Here is a 22,492-nt window from a genome sequence, read left to right as displayed (position 1 = left end):
CTCCTGTTTATACATTAATCTTAATACTGACCAAGACTCCGCTGTTACTTTCTTTATCTTTAACAGTGCAGGTAATATCTTTCTTATAAAGGTCGTTCAGCAATTTAATCCTTTCCAAAGTGTTTTTCATCCCCCTTCCCTCTCTCGTTTTCTGATGTTCAGTTTTCTGCTTTTTACTTTCTTCAATTCCTATTCCGTTATCTTCAATGATAATTTTAAGATATTGATTATTTTTCTCAAAACTTAATTTTAAAAACCCTTTGTCTGTTCTGTAACGAAGTCCATGCCAGATTGCATTCTCCAAAAACGGCTGTATGAGCATTCCGGGAACCTGTAGACTTTGCATATTCAAATTATCATCCAGATCAATTTCATAATCAAACTTATCTGCAAAACGTGTTTTCTCAAGGGCAAGATAATTTTGTAAAAGATCCAACTCCTGCTGAAAAGGAATAAAGTCATCCGTAGAATTTTCCATTACACCGCGCATCAGCTTGGAGAATTTTGTAAGATACTGATTCGCTTCCAGTTCATTATTTGTTGCGATAAAGTGATTAACGCTATTCAGACTATTAAAAATAAAGTGTGGATTCATTTCACGACGAAGCGATTGAAGAGCTATTTTCTTGTTTTTGGTCTGAACTTTTTTCAGTGTTCTGAAAATGAATATAATTAAACCTGTCAATACAATTAAAGTAGCAATCAACCCGTAATTAAAGACATTTTTCTTACGGATAAGCTCATCTTTTAATTCTTTCTCTTTTTCAAGTTGAGAAATTCTCTGTTCTGTATCTTCCAGAATTTTATTATCTACCAGACTTCGGTCTTTGGAAACCAAATTCGGTAGTTTTCCCAGAAAATCTCTGTATAACTGAACCGAAGCATCTACATTCCCTGAAATAGCATACAGACTGTCCAGCTTTTTTACACTTTTCTGAGCTTCCAGAGTATGCCCTTTATCCAGAGCAATTCCGTAAGCGTTTCTTAAAAGGTCTACCGCTTCTTTTGGGTCATTTTTTTTAATATAAATATCCGCCAGTTCCTGAATCTGATTAACTTTCTCCTGTGAATTTTCTTTGACAAAGTCTTCTTTTAGGACTTTCTTTTTGGCTTCTATGGCTTTATCAAACTTTTTATTTTCCACATACAAATCGGCTAGTTTCTGATTAATTGCCAGTGCTTGTTGTGGTGCTTCTTTTTTTGAAATAACATAAGCATTATTCAGATTTGCTTCAGCTTTATAAATATCTTTTTGCTGTAAGTTGATTTCTGCCAATTGACTGTAACCTTCCGCTACATTTGCCTGTTCATTTTCTTTTTTACTGATATTAATATTGTTCTGAATAGCTTCTGCCCGAAGTTCCGGTGTAGGAGAAGAAAGTCTTGCTACATCATTTGAATTAACGGTTTTACTTTTTTCGCTGTAATTCATCTGTGCCGCCATGCTGTAATTGCTGAGCGCAGGTGTTATTTTATTCTGTTTTTCCTGCGACTGAGCCAGTTTTCTGGTAGTTGATTCCAGATTTTTCTTATCATTCAGCTTTTGATAGAGGGCTTTAGCTTTGATCAGATATTCTTCGCTTTTAGCATAATTCCCTTGATTATAATAATCATTAGCTATTCCTACATAAGTATCAGCAACGCCTTTATCGTCATTTTTATCTACTGCTTTTTTCAATTTTGCAGCAGATTTTAAAACCTGTGCTACCTTTGTAGTATCCTGTGCAGAGAGAAAGTTTCCCACTGCAAGCATTGAAATAAACAATATTTTAAAGACTAATTTCACAGATTCCTAATATTTAATGCAAAGTAAGTAAAACTTTATCGATCCTCTTCTATTCTTCACCAAGTCAAAAGCTTATTCTACCAAGTTATAATAGATAAGCGTTTTGATTTTAAAACATTTTAATGCATTTGGTTGAATAAGTTTTAAATGATACTTTATAAAGGATTTAACGCAGAGATCGCAAAGAAAATTCATTACAATTATATTTTATACGTTCGCAGAGGCGTTAGCACTCAGCTAGGAACACAATATTTGACATTGCTGAATGAAATGCCATTGCGAACGAAAATATCCACAAAGAATTTATCAAACTTTAGCGAGTCTTTGCGTTTAATTGTATAAAGATTAGCGCAAAAATCGCAAAGAAAATTCATTACAATTATATAATATTAGATACGTTCGCAGAAGCGTTGACACTCAGCTAAGAAAATTGACATTGCTGAATGAAATGCCATTGCGAACGAAAATATCCACAAAGAATTCATCTAACTTTTGCGAGTCTTTGCCTTATCAGATTATTTACATCCTCTACAAACCAGTATTTCTACATCTCACCAAGTGAAACTTCCCTTTCACCAAGTCTTCCGGTTTTCGGTTTCGGATCTTACTAATTTTACATCAGAATTTAAACGTAAAAACAGAAAATTATGAAATTGAAACATTTTTTATTAATCGGAATTTTAACGCTGGGAAGTTTTGTAAATGCCCAGGAAGTAAAGAAAAACGCAATTGAAGTAACAGGAGTTGCAGAAATGGAAGTAGAACCAGATGAAATTATCTTCAGCATCGGGATAAAAGCAGATAACAAAAATGATCTTGCAGACAATGAAAAGAAGATGTTTGAGATCTTAAAAAATGCCGGAGTGAAAAACGAAGACATTAAATTCAAATCGATGTACCAGAATATTTATTCAAAAACGGCTAAATTTTCCAAGAACTATGAATTTAAAGTCAATGCAAAAGCAAACCTCAGCAAAGTTATGGAAGACCTGAATCAAAAATGGGTAACCAGCCTGAATGTTTCAGAAGTAAAAAACAGTAAGATTGCAGACTTCAGAAAAGTTGTGAAAATCAATGCACTAAAAGCAGCTAAAGAAAAAGCAGATTATCTATTGGAAAGTATGGGTAAAAAAACAGGAAGTCCTCTTGAAATTGTAGAAATAGAAGACTATACCAGCGATACGGTGATGCCTGTTGCTTATAAAAGCAGAGCCAACAGTATACAAATGGAGATGGCAGATGCTTCTGTAGATTTTTCTTTCGGTAATATCGAAAATATTAAATTGAAGTATAGCATCAAAACGAGATACGAAATCCTTTAACAATAACAGATTTAAGAGAAGCTGCCAGATTTTTGGTGGCTTTTTTTTGCCACGAATTCACGAATGTTTTTATGATTAAGTGCGTTAAAATTATTCTGCTCCATTTGGCTATGTTCCTATGCGGTTAAAAAATAAACTATAAGGAAAATGAGGGTAAATATTAAGGTTATTTCATTTTATTCGTGAATTCGTAGCAAAAAAACATGCAGTTTCTCACTTACCAAGTGAAAGTTCCTGTTCACCAAGTTTTCTCTTTTTTAGGCTTAAATACAGATAATTTTACTTCATAATTTAAAATAATAAACGATGAAACGCTATCTCTTAATAGTAACAATTATTTCGGCTGTATTCACAAAGGCACAGGAAATTAAAAAGGAAATAGAAGTAAAGCAGGCTACTGTATTTCTTCAGGGAGCAAAAGTCTTCGGAAGTACAAATATCAGTCTTCAAAAAGGAAAAAATACAGTAAGAATTGTTAATCTTCCTAATAATCTGGATGAAAACACCTATAAAATAAATCTTGAAAAGAATACTACTCTTCTTTCCATTACCCCACAAAGTAATTTCTTGAAAGATGATGAGTTCTCCGATTCTGAAAAAAAACTGGATAATGAGAAGAAAAAGCTTCAAAGACAGGTAAACCTTCTGAATATTCAGATTAAAAATCTTACGGGAGAACAGAATATTATCAATGATAATTTAAAAGTATCTCCCAATGATAAGTCAACTCCACAAGACCAGCTTATTAAACTTACAGAGTTTTATAGAAAAAGAATGCTGGAAATTGACAATCAGGTATTTGTTTTAAATGAACAGAAAAGCGTTCTGGATGAAAGTATTACAAAGCTAAACAAGCAATCCACAGAAGAACAAACCCATAAAAACACCAACAGAAAGGAACTTCTTCTTGAAATTCTTGCCGATAATGACACCAGTTTGAATTTAGGGGTAAGCTATATCGTTTCCGATGCAGGATGGATACCGTCTTATGACCTTCGTGCAGAATCTGTAAAGAAACCTCTTGAAATGATTTATAAAGGGCAGATTTATCAGAAAACCGGACAAGATTGGAAAAATGTAAAACTTTTTGTCTCTACTTACAGACCTTCATATAATCAAAACAGACCTGTTCTTTCACCATTATATATTGCGGAGTATACGGCTCATAATCCAATGTTGGAAGTTGCAGACTATCAAATAAAAAAGGCTTCTGCAATGGTAAATGCCTATCAGATGAGACAGGACATCGCGGCAAAACCAAGCCAGGTTCCGATCGCTTCAGTATCCGACAGTCAAATGAATGTTATCTATGAACTTAATTACACTCAGACTATTTTAAGTCAGGAAAAAGAACAATATGTAATTCTGGATAAAAAGCAGATTGATGCGACTTATAAATACCACACCGTTCCAAAGGTTAACAATCAGGTCTTCCTGATGGCATTTGTAAAGAACTGGCAAAACCTCAACCTTATCAATGGGGAAGCTAATATTTATTTTGAGGATAATTATATCGGAAAAACCAATATTACCAGCAATTATGTAAAAGACGAATTCCCTATCTCTCTGGGTGTAGATGAAAGAATTACGGTAAAAAGAATCAAGCTTGAAGATAAAACTTCTCAAAAGCCGATGAGTTCTAACAAATGGGAAAATGAATCTTATCAGATCAGTATAAGAAACAATACAAAAGAAAGCATTGATCTGGAAGTTCTTGACCAGTTGCCCATCAGTGAAAATTCTAAAATTTCAGTGAAGGCAGTGGAAATCGGAGATGGAAGTTTTGATGAGAAGACCGGAAGTATTCTCTGGAACAAGAAAATCAGTTCCGGAGGTTCTGAAAAGATAAGTTTCTCTTATGAGATCAAGTATCCGAAAGAGATGCAGGTTCAATATTATAACAGATAAATTATAAAACGATGGCTATATTTTAGTCATCGTTTTTTCTTTCAAATCAATCAAAAAAAGGTTTTGATTATCTTCCAAACATAAAATATTTTGACAACAAATGTTTTTTATTCTTCATAAACATAGAAGACATTTCCATTCCGGTGATTGAAAAAGTAATTCCGTTTCCACCGAATCCCAATACAAAATAGGAGTTTTTAAATTTCTTATGCTCACCAATATAAGGAAGCCCGTCTTTGGTTTCACCGAAAGTTCCTGCCCACATAAAATCCGTGTAAAAATGATAATCAGGTTTTATTTTCTTTAAATTCTTTAAAATCTCGTTTTCCTTTTTATTCAATATTGAATCTCGTTTTCCGGCATCATAAAAATCTTCGTCTCCACCTCCGATCAGCAATCTTCCGTCATCGGTAGTTCTCATGTAGAGATAAGGATCATCCGTATTCCAGACCAAAGTACTATTGATATTTTTAAATTTGTCTTTGTCTACCTCAGAAACAACAGCATAAGTGCTTTTTAGATTCACAAAGTTCTCTTTCAATAAGTTTTTACTTTCATAGCCGATACAGTAAATTATTTTTTTAGCCTTAATTTGAAAGCCACTGTCTACTTTTGCAATATTAAAACCCTTATGATATTCCACTTCTGTCATTTCAGTCTTGTCAAAAATCTTTAATCCTTTCTTTACATTATGCTTAAATAGTTCATGGGCAAATTGAAAAGCATCAATACTCGCTCCCTGTTTTGATAAGATTCCCCCATAGGTATTTTCAAACCCGAATTTCTTAAATATCTGATCTGCATTTAACCAATTCACTTCAAATCCAGCGCTTTTTCTTGCGTCATATTCTTTCTTCAAACCGTCAACATCTTTCTTTTTAGAAGCAAAATACAGAGATTTCTTTCTTTTAAATCCTGCATTAGAATGAATTTTCACAGTCAATTTTTCTAACGTATCAATAGCTTCGGAACATGCTTTATAACTTTCCAAAGCTCCCTTTTCACCTATCTTTTCAATCAATTTGTAAAGCGGAATATCTATTTCGTATTGCAGCATTGAAGTAGTAGCAGAAGTACTTCCGTTACAAAGCTCTCGTTTATCGATAAGGATTGTTTCATAGCCATCTTCTATCATCTGGTGGGCGATAAGACTTCCGGTAATTCCGCCGCCGATAATTAAAACATCACATTTTTCATCTGATTTTAAAGAAGGATAAGTAGCTATCAGTCCGTTTTTTAAAAGCCAAAAGGGTTCATTTGATTTTAGATCCATATTGATATTTTACATTAAAAATAACAATAATTGTATCAATTTTAACAATTTATGGTGATTTTATGGTGTAATTATTGTTGCTTTATTAAATTCCAACCACCATAAAATATTCACTATGATAACAATTATTCCAGAAGCTCCGGAAAATGTTGCAGCATTTAATGCAACCGGAGAAGTGACGAAAGAAGATTTTGAAAAGCTGGTAATTCCGCGTGTGAAAGAGAAGGTAGACCAATTTGGTGAGCTGAATTACTTACTGTATTTGGATACCGATCTGGATAATTTTACTGTAGGAGCATGGTTAGAAGACCTGCTTTTAGGAATAAAAAACCTTGCCAATTGGAATCGTGCAGCTATTGTTACAGACAAAGAAGGTGTTCAGAACTTTACGGATATCTTTAGTGTACTGATGCCGGGAGAGTTTAAATCTTTCCCAAAAGAAAATTTATACAATGCCTTATACTGGTGCAAAAACGGCAACGAAGTAGAGGCATAATTCTATGAATATAAAAAGCCTGTTTCTCTATTGGAAACAGGCTTTTTTATTCTTTTACTCTATGTTTTCCACACATATTCTGAGTCTGAAAAATCATTGATGAGCTTTTTATTTATCACAGGAAACACATTCCGTAACAGATTCTTCCTCTTCAGAAGTTCCTGATCCGTATAAAAAAATATACCTTACACTGATCACAAATCCTATGAAAGTCATTCCCACTCCTACCAATGACGGGTAATTGAATGGCAATCCATATTCCAAAGGAATTCCTCCAAAGAAAGCTCCCATTGCATTGGCTATATTAAATCCTGCCTGCATAAAAGCGGCAGCCATCATTTCACTTCTCGGGGCCGCCTTCATCATCATGATATTAATAGGAGCAGCAATAGACATAGATAGAGCCCCACACATAAATGTCAGTATAAAAGCGATATTCTGATGTTCGGAAAGTAAGAATACTCCGCCTAAAGAAATCATCATTAAGAAGATCAGTAAAGCACACGTTTTCTCAGGTCCTAATTTATCTGAAATAACACCTCCCGCAAGGTTACCGACTACCATTCCAGCTCCGGCAAGAACCATTACATATGCCATTTGGCTACTCTGAACTCCTGAAATTACGGTCATTAAAGGAGTAATATAGCTCAACCATGTAAAAAGTCCTCCAAATCCAATTGCCGTAATTGCCAATACCAGCCATGACTGTTTATTTTTAAGGAATTTCAATTCTTCCAGGAAATGAGTATTTTGATTTGCCTCTGTAGCAGGAAGCCATAGTTTTAAAAATAGTAAAGCAAAAATCCCAATTAAAGCCACAATAGCAAAATACAGTCTCCAATGGAATGTATGTCCAATATAGGTGACCAAAGGAACCATCACCAGATTGGCGACCGTAAGCCCTGTAAACATCATCGATATATAAAATGCTTCTTTTCCTTTTCCAGCCATTTTAGCAGCAACCACTGTTCCTACTCCAAAAAATGCTCCGTGAGGAAGTCCGGACATGAATCTGATCACCAGCATTGTTCCATAATTAGGTGCAATTGCAGAAAGTCCGTTAAAAATAGTAAAGAGGATCATAAAAGCAATCAAAACTTTTTTAGGTGGATATTTCACTGAATATCCGATAAGAAGCGGCGCTCCAATAACAACTCCCATTGCATATGCTGAAATTAAATGCCCAGCCTGCGGAATACTGATCTCTAACGTTTTTGCAATGTCCGGTAACAGACCCATCACGGTGAATTCCGTGGTTCCTATTCCCAATCCGCCAATTGCCAGCGGTATTATTCTTTTATCAATCTTCATTGTATATTCTTTTTATCTGAATTAACTGTTAAAATTATTAATGATTATCCATCATTATTTTTGAAAGTGCAAAATTCGAAAGAAAGTTTGGATTTCACTTCTCTTTGAATGATAAAAATTTGCTCCATATTAACCTTTTTATGTAATTTTAAATTCACAAACAATCAAAACAGAACAAAATGAAAATCCAGAAAGAAATTATAGAGTTCGAAAAGGGAAAATCATTCAAGTTATTCGCTCCTTCTTTGAAAAACTGCTTTTTCTGGCATTATCATCCTGAAATAGAGCTAGTTTATGTAGAAGCTTCGAATGGAATACGTCACGTCGGGAAAAATATTTCAGGTTTTGCAGACAGTGAATTGCTATTAATTGGGGCAAATGTTCCTCATCTTAATTTTGATTACGGTATACAGACAGAATGTAAACAGCTTGTACTTCAAATGCGGGAAAATTTTCTTCAGGATATCATTCTTCCCGTTCCTGAATTTGAGAATATTAAAAATCTTTTAGACCGCTCTTACCTTGGCTTGTCTTTCTTTGGAGAGACAAAAAGTATTGTGGTTGAAAAATTACAGATCATTAAGGAGAAAAACTCTTTTGAATCCCTGATGGGTTTAATTGAAATCCTACAGATTCTGGCTGACTCCACCGAAGTAACTGAACTGAATAAAGAAGATACAAGAATCAAATGGTTTTTGAATGATAAAATCCGCATGGGAACCATCTACGATTACATCCATGAAAATCATGATAAAAAACCTAATGTCAATGAAATTGCTCAAATCGTCAGCTTAAGTACCCCTGCTTTCTGTCGTTATTTTAAAAAGCAAACCAATATGACATTTACAGATTTTGTGAACAATTACAGGATCAATCAGGCTAAAATATTTCTGCTAAAGGATTCTTCTGTCACAGAGGTTTGTTTTCAGGTAGGTTTTGAAAGTCTGTCTTATTTCAATAAGCTGTTCAAGCAGCATACGGGAGAAACGCCATCGGAATTCAAGAAAAAGCATTTTAAGCCTATTGAAATCAATGGACGAATTGGTACCATCACAAGAGAGTCTTCCTGTAATAAGTAATGCCGTTTTGTTGATTTGGTTTTCGCTAAAGACCACTTATAGTGATTATTTATGTTATAAGACCACCCCGTCAAAAATTCTTTGAATCTTTGCCACCCCTCCGAAGGATGGGAATGATGGAAGCCTTCCTGAGAAATTCTCAACATCTGAGACAATATCTATTTTATCCTATAGCCTAGCTGATATTCTAATTAAAAAACCGCCCATTACTGAGCGGTCTATATTAATGAATATGTTTTTCTGCGTGGTAAGAACTTCTTACAAGAGGTGAGCTTTCAACGTGTCTGAAACCTAAGCTTCTTGCAAAATCACCTAACTCATCAAACTCTTCCGGAGTGATAAATCTCTTCACAGGAAGGTGTTTTTTTGTAGGCTGTAAGTATTGTCCAAGGGTAATAACATCTACATTAGCGTTTCTGATGTCTTCAATTGTTTGGAAAACCTCATCTTTAGTTTCGCCCAACCCTAGCATTACACCAGTTTTTGTTCTTCTTTGTCCGGCTTCTTTCAAATATCTCAAAACCTCAAGGCTTCTTTCATATTTTGCCTGGATTCTCACTTCTCTGGTTAAACGTTTTACAGTTTCCATATTGTGAGAGATCACTTCCGGGGCTACATCTACCAATCTGTCGATATGTTTGGTGATTCCTTGAAAGTCCGGAATTAATGTTTCCATTGTTGTTCCCGGAGAGATTCTTCTGACTGCATTTACTGTTTCTGCCCAAAGAATAGACCCCATATCTTTCAGGTCATCACGGTCTACTGAAGTAAGAACAGCATGCTTAATCTTCATTAATTTGATGGAACGTGCCACTTTTTCAGGTTCATCCCAGTTTACATCAAGTGGTTTACCTGTTTTTACACCGCAGAAACCACAGCTTCTCGTACAGATATTTCCTAAAATCATGAATGTTGCCGTACCTTCTCCCCAGCATTCACCCATATTCGGGCAGCTTCCGCTTTGGCAAATGGTATTTAATTTATATTTATCAACCAAGGTTCTTAGTTCTCTGTAATTCTTTCCTGTAGGAAGTTTTACACGAATCCACTTTGGTTTTTGAACGGTAGTGTCTTGAACTGAATTTTCCATTTCTAAAATTGAAGTTCAAAGTTAAGGATTTTTTAATGGAAACCATCAACCAGAGAAATTGATGAAATTGATAATTCAAATAAAGTTTGAAAAAATTTAGCTCTCAACAATCTTGAACATTAGGAAAAATAAGAGTGAATAAATACAAATCCTGTTTTAATTATTTTATCCGTGTATTCGTGGCAATCAAAATAAATAGTTAATTATCCTCGAATTCATTATCTTTTAATAACTCTGCAAGAACTTTTTTAGCACGCATCACACGTACTTTTGTATTGGCAACGGAAATCCCCAATTCTTCAGCAATTTCTTTAATGCTTTTTTCTTCAAAAAATCTCAGTTTGATAATATCCTGATAATTGGCATCCAGAGATTCTATCGTTTTGATGATTTTCTTTTGTTCCTCTTCCGAAATCAGAAGTTCTTCAGGAGATTTTGCATATTGATTTTTAACCTCATCAAGATTTTCAACGGCATCTTCGTTTTCACGGCTTTTTTTTCTCCAGAAATCAATGACTGTATTCTGTGCAATAGTTAAAATCCAGGTTTTAAACTGAAAATGAGGATCGAACATATCCAGCTTTGATAAAACTTTAGAAAAAACATTTACGGTAATTTCATCGGCATCGTTTTCATCTCTTACTTTTTTCATCACAAAGGAGAAAACATCCACCCAAAAAATATTGATGAGTTTAGTCTGAGCCTTTTGGTCCTTATCCTTGGCTTTTTGAATGAGCAGAAATAGCTGTTCGTCGTTCATTAATAACAAATATAGAGTATTTGATGTGAAAAAGCAAAAGGTAAAGAAACTTGAGAATCAAAGAAAGTAAATATATTTTATGTTGTTGATCTATTCATTTTCACGTTTAGCGTTACTTACCTTCCCTGGTATTTTGCCTTTTTGCTTTTTTATCCTTAATACTTCTGAATTTACTATCTTTGCAACTTAAAATTTTAAAGTAAAAAATCAATGAATTCCTTTATAGAAGAACTGAAATGGCGTGGTCTGTTTGCTGATATGATGCCTGGAACCGATGAACAACTGAACAAAGAGGTAACAACTGCATATATTGGTTTTGATCCAACTGCCGATTCTTTACATATCGGAAGTCTTATTCAGATAAAAATATTAGCACACTTCCAACAGCATGGTCATAAGCCAATTGCTTTGGTTGGAGGAGCTACAGGAATGATTGGTGACCCATCCGGAAAATCTGCAGAGAGAAATCTATTGGATGAGGAAACCTTATTACATTATGTAGATTGTCTAAAAAATCAGCTTTCAAGATTTCTTGATTTTTCAGGAAACGAACCTAACAAAGCTGAGCTTGTAAACAATTACGACTGGATGAAAAATATTTCCTTCCTTGATTTTGCTAAAAATGTAGGAAAGAACATTACTGTTAATTACATGATGGCTAAAGATTCTGTAAAGAAAAGATTCTCAGGAGAAAGCGGTGCAGACGGGATGAGTTTTACAGAATTCACTTACCAGCTGATTCAGGGATATGATTTCCTTCATTTATACCAAAATAATAATGTGAAGCTTCAAATGGGAGGTTCTGATCAGTGGGGAAATATCACTACAGGAACAGAATTGATCCGTAGAAAAGCTCAGGGTGAAGCGTTTGCATTAACGGTTCCTTTGATTACAAAAGCAGATGGTTCTAAATTCGGGAAGTCTGAAAGTGGAGAAAACTATTGGTTAGACAGAAAGAAAACTTCTCCTTATAAATTCTACCAATTCTGGCTGAACGCTACTGACGAGGATGCTGAAAGATTCATCAAATTCTACACATTCCTTGGAAGAGAAGAAATTGAAGCTTTAATTGAAGAGCATAAAACGGCTCCTCATGAAAGAAAACTTCAGAAGAAACTGGCTGAGGAAGTTACAGTTTGGGTACACGGAAGAGAAGAATATGAAAAAGCATTGAAAGCTTCTGAAATTCTTTTCGGGCGTTCTACTGCTGAAGATTTGGTAAGTCTTGATGAAGAAACTTTCCTTGAAGTTTTTGATGGAGTTCCACAAAAAGAAGTTGCAAAAGCTGATGTATTAGGCGTGAGCATTGTTGATCTTCTTTCTGAAAAATCGGGATTCCTTAAATCTAAGAGTGAAGCACAGAGAGAAATGAAAGGAAACTCTATTTCTGTGAACAAGCAAAAAGTAAATGACATCTTCACAGCTAATGAAACTGATCTTATTGACGGTAAATTCTTATTACTTCAAAAAGGTAAGAAAAGCTACTTCATTGTAAAGGTTATTTAATTTTATATCGTATAAAAAACGGGCGCTGAGATAAATCTCAGCGCCCGTTTTTATTTTGAAAGTATTAGTTTTTTTAGAATGTATAGCTTGCAGAAGCCGCTAAATATTGTCCGGATGCAGTTCCTTCTTTTTTAAGTTCACCATCTACCCAGATTTGTACTTTTAGTGTTGAAGAAGCGTCCACTCCTATTGCGTTCACAGCTACAGTTGCGTTATATGCTCCTTTTTCAGAAGTTACTTCCGGGCTTGACCATGTTGTTCCGCTAAGGCTTGTTGCCGTTGTAGGATTACCGTCAATTCCATAGGAAGCTACATCGATATTACATCCTGAAGATGCTATTGCCTTAAAAACTATTTTATGAGTAGCCCCCGCTCCATATACATTATTATCGTCATCATCTTTACTACAAGAAGCTACAAATCCCATTAACATTGTCGCCAGTAATACGACGAATGTACCTCTTAACAGCTGATTCATTCTCGTTTTTTTCATAATCTTTTTGTTTAAATTTTAGTTACTTTATTTGATATTCTATGATTAGTGATTCGTATCTGCAAAGCTATTGGAGTAATTAAACTTTATCAATCCTGAAAAATGAGTATTTTTTTCTACCTAAATTCTGGTATTTTTTATGCTGAAATATTTAATTAAATTGAACGTTTTAAAAAATATATTTTATAGAATAAAGCCCCAATGAAGAGATTATTCATCGTGCTAAGCATATTACTGTCTTTTAGTGTACAATCACAGCAAATCATTCCGCTTAATGAAAAACCATATTTAGACAGCTTACAAAATGTATTAAATAGTACTACCCAAAATACTTCAAAAGCAAATGCCTCTTTTCTTTTATCCAACTATTACAGGAATATTGATTCTCTTTTGAGCAAAAAATATCTGGAAAACGGGAAAACATTTATCAACGGAAATTCTTTTCTTTCAGCTAAATACGACTTTTACCAGGCGCAATATTATCTGGATAGAAGTAAAGGTAAAGCAGCAAGTTTTTATCAGAAAGCGATCAAAGAATTATCAAAATTTAAAAATGAGGAATCTGATCTTCTACAGGCTTCTGCATGGTACAGCTATGGAGTTGCTCAGAAAGATAAAGAAGGTTACCCTTTTTTGGTGAAAACAATTCTTGAAAAGAGCATTCCACTGGCAAGAAAATATAAGAACAGCAGAAATCTTGGATTTTTATACACACAACTAGCTGTAGTCTTTACGTATAATGCAGAGTTTAAAAAATCTGAGGAATACAATCATAAAGCTTTAGAAATTCTGGAAAAACATTATGCGAAGTCATCTGAATTATTTTTCACCTATCTGAATATTGCCAATAACTTCTGTTACCAGGCAAGAGGAGATGATGCTAAAAAGTTTTTGGATAAAGCGGAAAAATTAATCAGCCCATCCCCCGATTCCTCCGTGAACGCATTTTATTACTATAGCAAAACATTATATTTTATCACTAGACAAAAAAATTCGGATGCATTACCGGTGATTGATAAAGGGATCTTTTATACCAAAAAATTCAATCAGAATATGCTGGCACAGATGTTTTACTTCAATAAGTTTGACATCCTAAAAAAGCTGAAAAGGTATGAGGAAGCTAAGAAAGTACTGGAAGATGTTTTAGCAGAAAAATCTTTAGCCATAGATCTCAAAAACAGGAAAACCTTTTACAAACAGCTTTCAGCACTGAATGAGGAAATGGGAAATCCTAAGGAAGCACTAGTTTGGGAGCAAAAATATTCTAAGCTTAATGACAGCCTAAATACAGAGAATGTAAAGCTTGAAATCAATAAAATAGAATCCAAATACAATGCTTCTGAAAAAGAAAGAAAAATAGCCACTTTAAATGCTGAAAAGAACCAAAAAGATCTGGAAGTAAACAAGAAAAACTCTTACTTATGGGGATTAAGTCTTATATTATTATTGGTTATAAGTCTTTTAATCTTCTTATGGATCATCTTCAGAAAAAACAAAAAAATCTCTGAACAAAAGATCAATGAGATTAAGCAAAAAGAAGAACTATCTTTAACTAAAGCAATTCTTGAAGGAGAAGAAAGAGAAAGAGAGCGTGTCGCCAGAGACCTTCATGATGGCTTGGGTGGAATGCTTGCCGGAGTAAAAATTAATTTCTCAACATGGTCTGCGAGCCATTTAGATACGGAAAAGGATAAAGAATTTTACAGGATTCTCGGACAGTTGGATAATTCTGTAAGTGAACTTCGACATGTGGCAAGAAATCTTATGCCCGAGTCTCTGCTTAATTTTGGTCTGGAAACAGCCTTGAATGATCTTTGTGAGTTTTATCACAGAAAAGATATTGAAATTGACTTTCAGGCTATCAATATAGAAAAGAACCTGCCAATAAATATTCAACTCAATATCTATAGAATTGTACAGGAATTATTAGCAAATGCTATAAAGCACGCCAATGCCAGTAATATTTTACTACAATGCTCCCAATCCGGAGAAAATTTCTTTATTACCATAGAAGACAATGGAAAAGGATTTGTGCACAATGCAGAGCAAAAGACGAAAAGTATGGGGTTACATAATTTAAAAAACAGAGTTGACTATCTTAAAGGAAACATGGAAATCAGCTCCGATAATCAAGGAACCACAATTAATATAGAACTCAATATAGATGGAGAATGAAAAAATAAATATAGCTATTGTAGATGATCACCCTATCGTTATTGAAGGATTAAAAATGATGTTGATGAGTCAGCCCGCCTTTAATATTCCGGAAACTTTTACTTCCGGCTCAGAGATTATTGGTTTTATTCAGTCCAATAAGGTTAACATTATTCTGCTTGATATTACCTTACCGGATGCTAATGGCACAGAACTTTGCAGAGAAATAAAAAAAATTTCGCCTGAAACATCCATCATTATGTTCAGTAACCGTTCTGAAAGAAGTATTATCTTGCAGTCTATACAAAACGGAGCCAGCGGTTATCTTCTTAAAAATACATCGATACATGAATTGGTAGTCTGCATCAAAGGAGCGCTTTCTGGTGATATTGTATTTTGTAATGAGACAAAGCAGATCATCAGTCGTCCCTCTCAGAATGACGTTCCTATTCCCAGACTTACTAAAAGAGAGAAACAAATCCTTCAACTGGTAGCTAAAGGAAAAACAAGTAATGTGATTGCTGAAGAGCTATTTTTGAGCCCTCTTACTGTAGATACTCACCGGAAGAATCTTCTGCAGAAGTTTCAGGCAAAAAACTCTACGGAATTGGTCAACCAGGCTATACAGTTTCATATGATTGAAGAATAAAAAAAACCGCTCCAGAGAGCGGTTTTAATTTTTATGTAGAAAAGATTTTACGGTTCTAAGAAGCTGTAATCAAGAGAAGCTTCTAATACCCCCTTACCTTTTTTCTTAACTGTTTTTGCAATTTCTCCATCAATCCAAATATTAATGGTTAATTCAGAATCCGTGTCAGGCAATTTAGCATTTGCATCCAGATTAAGCTGAGCCTGATTGGAATTAACCCAAATTTCTCCACTTGACCAAGATGAGTTTAAAGGAGCTGTAGGATTGCTGTGAATGGTATTCTGAGTAGTTCCTACCTGCGTTACAACAGTAATAATCTCTCCTCCCGAAGTTGTTTTCACTTCAAATTGAACCATATGATCCTGAAACTCTTCCTCGTCATCATCCTTTTTACAGGAATTTAAAACGGTGATTGCCGAAAATAATAAAACGAATAAAAAAGAAAGTCTAAGTAAACTTTTTGAATTGTAAAATTGCTTCATTTCTCCAAATAGATTTTTTAATGTTTCAAATATAAGTTTTTTATTAATATAAAAATAACTTTTATGAAAATTTTCCAATAAAGATTTGTAAACAATATCAATTTGATAAAAATAAAATTAGAGATATAAAATCCAATAATACAGTTCAAGTAATCAATTATTAAATATAAGATAGCTTGTAATCCATTTAAGGTAAAAAACCGAAAAAAATCCACTCCAAACACAATGTATTTTTAAGAGTAAAAACATAAGATTTACAATGTAATTTATTATTTATATTTGCTGTATGAATTTAGATTATATAGTAAGAGAGCCGGAAAATATTACCTCTACTACCCCTATACTTTTTATGCTTCACGGCTACGGCAGCAATGAACAGGACCTTTTCAGCTTCAGGGAAACACTTCCAAGCGATTGGATTATCATCAGCTTTAGAGCTCCGCGAGATACTCAGTTTGAAGGATATTCATGGTATGATATCAATTTCAATGATGCAGAGAATTTCATTGATGTTCCTCAGGCTAAAGAGTCTTTAAATTCTGTATTGGAAAGCATTCTAAAAATAGTTAATCATTATGGACTTAGTGAAAGTAAGGTTCATTTGTGTGGATTTAGCCAGGGAGGAATTTTATGTTATGCATTAGCATTGAAATATCCTGAACTTTTCAATTATGTAGCATGCCTGAGCGCCTATCCTGAAGAAAAGATTCTGGATGGTATTGTAAAAGATAAAAAGAAACTGGAAAAGCTTCGTTTCTTCGTTTCACACGGTACAGATGATGCTGTCATTCCGCTTGAATGGGGAAGAAAAGCAGCGGATATGCTTTATGATCTTAGCTGTTATTTCACGTTCAGAGAATATATGAGCGGGCATGGTGTCAATCAGAAAAATTATATGGATTTAATGGAGTTTTTCTCTAAGTAAGAATAATTTCAATTTAAAATAAATTCAACAGAAAACACTACTTCCCTGTAGTTTATATAAACATTCCTGTATTTGGAATGTTTTTTTATGTATAATACAGATAAATTCAGTAAATTCAGTAAATGAAACTTAAGCTTTTTTTACTGACATTTTTTATTGGCATTTTCATCCATGCCCAGAACTCTCTTCAACTGATCAATACAAAAAAAGCAGTCATCCCTTTTCAGTTTATCAACAATCTGATCTTCATTCCTGTTAACATAAACGGCGTTAACCTGACCTTTCTATTGGATACCGGAGTAGCGGAAACCATCCTTTTTAGCCTTGAAAATAAAGAACTTACATTAAGCAACGTTGAAAAAATGAAATTTTCAGGACTTGGTGGAAGCTTAAGTATTGACGGCTTAAAATCTGACCGTAATATCGGACGCATTGGTGAATCTCTTGTCAATACTTCAACGTCTCTCTATATCATTATTGATGAAGAGTTTAATATTTCTCCTCATGTAGGAATCCCTGTAAATGGCGTCATAGGCTATCATTTTTTCAAAGATCATCCTATATCTATTGATTATGCTACCAAAAAAATAACAGTATATGAGAATATTGAACCCTTAAAAAGAAAACTTAGAAAATTTAAGGAATTCCCCATCACCATAGAAAAAGATAAGCCCTATGTATATGCCGGTGTGGAGATGACCCATGAAAAGAAAGATTCTAAGCTTCTTATTGATCTTGGAAACAGCGATGCCATATGGCTCTTCCCTACTCTTATTAAGAATTTTGTCTATAACAGACCCAATATTGAAGATTTTCTGGGTCGCGGGTTCAATGGTGACATCTATGGAAAAAGAAGTAGAATTCACAACTTTTATTTAGGCGATTTTAAATTTGATAAGCCACTTACAGCAATGCCCGATGAATACTCTATTCAGCATGTGAATTTAGTAGAAAACAGAAAAGGTTCCATCGGTGGAGAAATTATGCGTCGTTTTACCGTTATATTTGATTATCCGAACAAAAAATTATATCTTAGAAAAAATAAGTATTTCAATGATCCGTTTCATTTCAATATGAGCGGGCTGGATTTCCGACAAGACGGTCTGGAATGGAAACAGGATAAAATTAATATCCAGACTCAAAAAAATGCAGGAGTCGTAAATGAAGCATATAGAGATTCTTTTCAATATAAATTCAGCTTAAAGCCTACGTTTTCCATTGCCGGTGTAAGAAAAGATTCTCCCGCTTATGAAGCCGGACTGAAAAAAGATGACAAAGTCATCACCATCAACGGACAAAAAACCTCGGATATGACTTTGGAAAGAATTGTAGAAGTGATGAAATCTGATGAAGGTCGTAACATCACAATGACCATTCAGAGAAAAGATCAGGAACTTACTTTTCGCTTTACGCTGGAAGATCCAATACCTTATCAAGAATAGCCTATGACAACTGAAGAAACTACCTTAGACAGGATAAGAACAAGACCCAGATTTAAAATGTTTACTCATCTTACCAAAGAAGAGTATGCTGAAAACCTGAAAAAATACCTCACTGAGCATAAGAACGAATTTTCCGGTAATGTCAATAAAGAAGTCGCTACGATCTGGGTAGAAACAAAATATGACAATTATTGGAAGCCGTGTCTTGCTTTAAGAGTAGAAACAGAAGATGATGATACGGTAATACGCGGAGTCTTCGGTCCCAGCTCTGCTGTCTGGACGTTTTTTATGTTCCTGTATTTCTCCTTTTCTATTCTTTGGATGACATTCTTCACGATGTATTATGTAGAAAAACAAATAAAAAGCACCGAATACCCTTGGGCACTCAGCGCTTCTTTTGTCATGTTATTTTTTATTCTTCTTACTTATCTTGCTGCGAGATTCGGGCAACATAAAGGAAAGGAAGAGATGCTTAAATTAAGACAATTTGCAGAAGAATCTACTTTACAATTTGAAAAGAAAATTATTTAGATAATGTATCTGAAGTTCTCTCATTCTGAATAGGTGTAGCCATAGCTCTTGCAGTCTTGATAGAATCAGCCACTTTTTCTCTGTTTGCCTGCTCTTTCAACATTTTCTGAACATCCGGTTCCAGTAGTTTGGTAAGCTCTTCCACTGAAATATTATTGGCATTAGGATCATCCAAAAGTTTTTTCCACGGGCGTCTTCCCCCCCAGTTATAATCTCCAAATACCATTACAGCTGTACCTCTTGCTTTGGTCGTAGCACCTCCAGGGTTTAATATCCATGTATCGGCGTAAGAATAAAGCCATTGTGCATCTTTTCTTAATAATCGAAGACATGAATGAGAAGCAGGGTATCCCGGAAGCGTATATTCATGCCAGCCGATTCCGCCTATATTATGAATATTAAAATTATAAGGTAACTTCCATTCACTACTTACCGTAGAGATAGATAATTTCTTTTTCCAGTTGGCAAACGTAAGACCTCTTGTAGTCTGTGCCGTTTTTTTACCCATACTTGTGGGTCCCCATTTTACAAGACTTCCATTAGAATATACACCGAAAGCCTGAATAGGATATGAAAAGATCACAAATTTTTTAACACCGCTCAACACATCCAATTGCATCGGAAATGGTGAATAAGCCATCAATGTCGTATCTATTTTTGTAGGAACTACCAATGTATCGGCATTCCATTTACTTTTAGAATCCAGTCGGTTTAAAGCAAGAATTGCAGTACGTTCTTTCTCATCGTATTTTTTGCTGAATTCAGCATACATAGAGTCTCTCATTTTTTTATCCTTTGGAAGGACAAAAGCATTATAAAAACCATTTTCCTGCATCATTGGCGGAGCAGATTCTTTTTTGACAACAGGTACGGAATCTTTCTTTACAGAATCTTTTTCAGCTTCCGGAGTTTCAGAAGCAGAGACAGTATCCTTAAAAGTATCGCTTATTTTTTCTATCTCCTTTTTACAGGAAACAAGGAACAATGCACATAAACAGGCATACAGAAATGATTTTTTCACAGATATGTTCTTCATAAATAAAACAGGTCATTTAGTTTGGCTACCCAGTACAAATATCAGACCTAAAATTGAATCATAAAAGACATTCTGAAAAATACCGTAAAAAAACGGTAACAATGAATATTTTTAAAGTAATTTATTCGTTTTAGCGTATGATAATGCTTCTGCGATGTTGTTTACTCCAATCTTTTCAAAAAGCTTTTTACGATGAAACTTTACGGTGTCTGCCGTAATAAAAAGTTTACCTGCAATTTCATTAATCGTTAATCCGCTTGCATATAAACTCAAGATTTCAAATTCTCTCGAAGTAAGTTTTATTTTTTCACTTTTCTCCCATTTATTCTCAATCAAATCATATCGCCAGATTTCATCAGAACCTTCCTTACTAAGGACTACATTTCCCGAAGAACTGTTATTAGATAAAGACACAGCACATAATGCTTTCCACACCTGCCCTTCTTCCGTAAGAAACATCGGTGCAAGTTTATGATTTACAAGCACTAAGTTTTTCTTACTGTTGATCAAATAAAAATCATAAGAAATGGAATAAAGCTTTCTGTCTTCAATCGGAATTTTATCATAAAACTCAAACCCTGCTTCATTGATCTTAACCAGCATTTCTACATCTTCAGGTTTTACATTTTGAAAATAGAACGCATAGCCAAGCTCTTTTACCTCTTCAGAAGTTTTCCCACAAAGGAATAAAGGATTTTCAGAGACATATTCAAACGACTTGGTTTGATAGTTGATGACATAGAGACTCTGATAAGTAGTTCTGGCAAGAGCTTTTACAGCTTCCAGATAATCTCCAGCCTGGCTGTAATCAATATCAGCATCCTTACTGACGTCATTTTTATCGTTAAAAAATCTTTTTATCTGTTCCATTTTCCTTAGATCTCCCCCTACTACCCGAAAGGATAGTTTTTGATTCAATACCACAAATCTACACAAAAGTGTAGCAATTTTCAAAATGTCGTAATATACATTTGCAAACGAATTGCATGATTGTACCTTTTTCGGAAAACCTTCTATGATGGAACTGAAAGGTGTAGAAAGCAACTTGATAATATAATCATAACCATGATATAAAGAAGCTGTCAAAAAAATTCGGTCTCATAAAAGTTGATTCGTCAAATTAAAGTTTTTATCGTAAAATAAACTCTGACAATGATACCTAAATTCAGACAAAATATTAAATAATACTGACCGAAGTATAAACAGCTTTCAAGATCAGCCTTTAAGTATAAATCTCTGCTTAACGCAAACTGATCTACACCATGTCACAGATCATTACTATTACTGTCCTACGACAGTAATTTTTTTTGCCTTTATGAGTAAATTAAATTAAGAGCTGCTCTCAATATCCATAATAGTACAATCAATAACAATATGGAAAACTGAATTTTATTAACTCTTTTATTTCCAAATTTCCTTACCAGAATCCTGTCGATAATAACCACCAAAGCAACGGGAATCATCCATAACAAGATAAACATTCCATACAAAGTATCTGGTGCAGAAACACTCGTCATCATGACAATGGATGCAGCTACCCCAAGAACAATAGTAACAAGCCCCAGAATGAAAAATAAGGTCCAGTTTTTAAATTGTTTCTTCATAAATCCCTATAGTATTATAATGATGGAGAATAAAGAGTATTGAATCTATAGTAATAATATATCCAAAGAACAAACCAAGGCAGATTTGTCATACAAAGAAGTAAAATAACACTACTATTAACCTCTACTCCTGCAAACAAAAAGAAATAATAGATCAAAGAAAAAACCGGAAGTAAGAACCAGCATATAGATTTCTTTATTGTACTTTGAAATGATTTTAAAAGCGAAAATAAACTACTGAATGATAAAATGCTCAGAAATAATATCCAAAAGATAGCAAGCCCAAAAGCAAGTCCGCTCATATCACAATTTCTCGGGCGTTCTCTCACTTCCGTCCCTTTAGTTACATACATATAAAGAATAAGAAGAGCGATTGAAACAACCGTTGAGATAAACCATGTTTTAAGTATTGATAATAGAATGAATTTCTTTTTTGACATCATATATTTTGCTTTTCATTACTAAAGTAGTAATAACCGGCGAATATACAAGAGGTAATTTAAGTTTATCTTAGAATATAAAAACAAAAAAAGTCTTCCATTTCTAGAAGACTTTATGCGATCCGGGCGGGACTCGAACCCGCGACCTCCGCCGTGACAGGGCGGCATTCTAACCAGCTGAAATACTGATCTTTTTTTTAAAATA

21 protein-coding genes are annotated in these 22,492 nt (G+C 34.3%); 10 read left to right on the top strand and 11 right to left on the bottom strand.

The window, feature by feature from the left end; all coding sequences use genetic code 11:
* Nucleotides 1-7: 7 nt before the first annotated feature.
* Complete coding sequence (locus tag BBI01_RS05015) at nt 8-1,786, bottom strand: histidine kinase (RefSeq protein ID WP_228393939.1); 1,779 nt, start codon at nt 1,784-1,786, stop codon at nt 8-10.
* A gap of 647 nt (nt 1,787-2,433) precedes the next feature.
* Here BBI01_RS05015 and BBI01_RS05010 point away from each other — a divergent pair.
* Nucleotides 2,434-3,108, top strand: a complete 675-nt coding sequence (locus BBI01_RS05010) for an SIMPL domain-containing protein (protein ID WP_065393586.1) — start codon at nt 2,434-2,436, stop codon at nt 3,106-3,108.
* Nucleotides 3,109-3,414: 306 nt separating this feature from the next.
* Nucleotides 3,415-5,016, top strand: coding sequence for a DUF4139 domain-containing protein (locus BBI01_RS05005; RefSeq protein ID WP_065393585.1), 1,602 nt, complete (start codon nt 3,415-3,417; stop codon nt 5,014-5,016).
* A gap of 67 nt (nt 5,017-5,083) precedes the next feature.
* Here BBI01_RS05005 and BBI01_RS05000 read toward each other — a convergent pair whose 3' ends face one another.
* Nucleotides 5,084-6,289, bottom strand: coding sequence for an NAD(P)/FAD-dependent oxidoreductase (locus BBI01_RS05000; protein WP_065393584.1), 1,206 nt, complete (start codon nt 6,287-6,289; stop codon nt 5,084-5,086).
* A 115-nt stretch (nt 6,290-6,404) separates the two neighbouring features.
* Here BBI01_RS05000 and BBI01_RS04995 point away from each other — a divergent pair, with 115 nt between their 5' ends.
* Complete coding sequence (locus tag BBI01_RS04995) at nt 6,405-6,785, top strand: SpoIIAA family protein (protein ID WP_065393583.1); 381 nt, start codon at nt 6,405-6,407, stop codon at nt 6,783-6,785.
* Nucleotides 6,786-6,893: 108 nt separating this feature from the next.
* Here BBI01_RS04995 and BBI01_RS04990 read toward each other — a convergent pair whose 3' ends face one another.
* Nucleotides 6,894-8,096: an MFS transporter gene (locus BBI01_RS04990; protein WP_065393582.1), complete on the bottom strand. Its 1,203-nt coding sequence runs from the start codon at nt 8,094-8,096 to the stop codon at nt 6,894-6,896.
* A gap of 179 nt (nt 8,097-8,275) precedes the next feature.
* Here BBI01_RS04990 and BBI01_RS04985 point away from each other — a divergent pair, with 179 nt between their 5' ends.
* Nucleotides 8,276-9,175, top strand: coding sequence for an AraC family transcriptional regulator (locus BBI01_RS04985; protein WP_065393581.1), 900 nt, complete (start codon nt 8,276-8,278; stop codon nt 9,173-9,175).
* Nucleotides 9,176-9,398: 223 nt separating this feature from the next.
* Here BBI01_RS04985 and lipA read toward each other — a convergent pair whose 3' ends face one another.
* Together lipA and BBI01_RS04975 are read right to left on the bottom strand one after the other, a co-directional pair.
* The gene (gene lipA, locus BBI01_RS04980) at nt 9,399-10,265 is read right to left on the bottom strand and encodes a lipoyl synthase (RefSeq protein WP_065393580.1); all 867 of its coding nucleotides are present in this window, start codon (nt 10,263-10,265) and stop codon (nt 9,399-9,401) included.
* 199 nt (nt 10,266-10,464) lie between these two features.
* Nucleotides 10,465-11,025 carry an RNA polymerase sigma factor gene (locus tag BBI01_RS04975; protein ID WP_065393579.1) on the bottom strand — a complete coding sequence of 187 codons (561 nt, stop codon included), beginning with the start codon at nt 11,023-11,025 and terminating at the stop codon, nt 10,465-10,467.
* 210 nt (nt 11,026-11,235) lie between these two features.
* Between BBI01_RS04975 and tyrS the strand changes: the two genes are divergently transcribed.
* Nucleotides 11,236-12,531, top strand: coding sequence for a tyrosine--tRNA ligase (gene tyrS, locus BBI01_RS04970; protein WP_065393578.1), 1,296 nt, complete (start codon nt 11,236-11,238; stop codon nt 12,529-12,531).
* Nucleotides 12,532-12,604: 73 nt separating this feature from the next.
* Here the strand turns inward: tyrS and BBI01_RS04965 are convergent, their stop codons facing one another.
* Entirely contained in the window at nt 12,605-13,024 is a 420-nt protein-coding gene (locus BBI01_RS04965) for a hypothetical protein (RefSeq protein WP_065393577.1), read from the bottom strand.
* Nucleotides 13,025-13,225: 201 nt separating this feature from the next.
* On the opposite strand from BBI01_RS04965, the gene BBI01_RS04960 reads away from it, so the two are divergent.
* Together BBI01_RS04960 and BBI01_RS04955 are read left to right on the top strand one after the other, a co-directional pair.
* Nucleotides 13,226-15,199 (top strand): ATP-binding protein, encoded by a 1,974-nt coding sequence (locus tag BBI01_RS04960; protein ID WP_065393576.1) that lies wholly within the window; start codon nt 13,226-13,228, stop codon nt 15,197-15,199.
* Complete coding sequence (locus BBI01_RS04955) at nt 15,189-15,827, top strand: response regulator (RefSeq protein ID WP_065393575.1); 639 nt, start codon at nt 15,189-15,191, stop codon at nt 15,825-15,827. The genes BBI01_RS04960 and BBI01_RS04955 overlap by 11 nt, the downstream gene beginning before the upstream one ends.
* A gap of 47 nt (nt 15,828-15,874) precedes the next feature.
* Here BBI01_RS04955 and BBI01_RS04950 read toward each other — a convergent pair whose 3' ends face one another.
* On the bottom strand, nt 15,875-16,309 hold the full coding sequence (locus tag BBI01_RS04950) for a hypothetical protein (protein WP_228393938.1): 435 nt from the start codon (nt 16,307-16,309) through the stop codon (nt 15,875-15,877).
* A 286-nt stretch (nt 16,310-16,595) separates the two neighbouring features.
* On the opposite strand from BBI01_RS04950, the gene BBI01_RS04945 reads away from it, so the two are divergent.
* From BBI01_RS04945 to BBI01_RS04935, 3 genes are all read left to right on the top strand, one after another.
* The gene (locus tag BBI01_RS04945) at nt 16,596-17,234 is read left to right on the top strand and encodes an alpha/beta hydrolase (RefSeq protein WP_065393573.1); all 639 of its coding nucleotides are present in this window, start codon (nt 16,596-16,598) and stop codon (nt 17,232-17,234) included.
* 122 nt (nt 17,235-17,356) lie between these two features.
* Nucleotides 17,357-18,676: a PDZ domain-containing protein gene (locus BBI01_RS04940; RefSeq protein ID WP_065393572.1), complete on the top strand. Its 1,320-nt coding sequence runs from the start codon at nt 17,357-17,359 to the stop codon at nt 18,674-18,676.
* A gap of 3 nt (nt 18,677-18,679) precedes the next feature.
* A complete protein-coding gene (locus BBI01_RS04935) occupies nt 18,680-19,207 on the top strand; it encodes a hypothetical protein (RefSeq protein ID WP_065393571.1) in 528 nt (175 codons plus the stop codon).
* Here BBI01_RS04935 and BBI01_RS04930 read toward each other — a convergent pair.
* The 4 genes from BBI01_RS04930 to BBI01_RS04915 all read right to left on the bottom strand — a co-directional run bounded on the left by BBI01_RS04930 (nt 19,200) and on the right by BBI01_RS04915 (nt 22,290).
* On the bottom strand, nt 19,200-20,243 hold the full coding sequence (locus tag BBI01_RS04930) for a L,D-transpeptidase (protein WP_065393570.1): 1,044 nt from the start codon (nt 20,241-20,243) through the stop codon (nt 19,200-19,202). The genes BBI01_RS04935 and BBI01_RS04930 overlap by 8 nt on opposite strands.
* A 111-nt stretch (nt 20,244-20,354) precedes the next feature.
* On the bottom strand, nt 20,355-21,113 hold the full coding sequence (locus BBI01_RS04925; RefSeq protein WP_065394125.1) for a response regulator transcription factor: 759 nt from the start codon (nt 21,111-21,113) through the stop codon (nt 20,355-20,357).
* A gap of 443 nt (nt 21,114-21,556) precedes the next feature.
* Nucleotides 21,557-21,847: a hypothetical protein gene (locus BBI01_RS04920; RefSeq protein WP_065393569.1), complete on the bottom strand. Its 291-nt coding sequence runs from the start codon at nt 21,845-21,847 to the stop codon at nt 21,557-21,559.
* A 14-nt stretch (nt 21,848-21,861) separates the two neighbouring features.
* Nucleotides 21,862-22,290: a hypothetical protein gene (locus tag BBI01_RS04915; RefSeq protein ID WP_123862088.1), complete on the bottom strand. Its 429-nt coding sequence runs from the start codon at nt 22,288-22,290 to the stop codon at nt 21,862-21,864.
* Nucleotides 22,291-22,492: the final 202 nt, after the last annotated feature.

The sequence above is a fragment of the Chryseobacterium artocarpi genome (assembly GCF_001684975.1).
Taxonomy (GTDB): Bacteria; Bacteroidota; Bacteroidia; order Flavobacteriales; family Weeksellaceae; genus Chryseobacterium; species Chryseobacterium artocarpi.
This window is presented reverse-complemented; position numbering and strand designations above follow the sequence as displayed.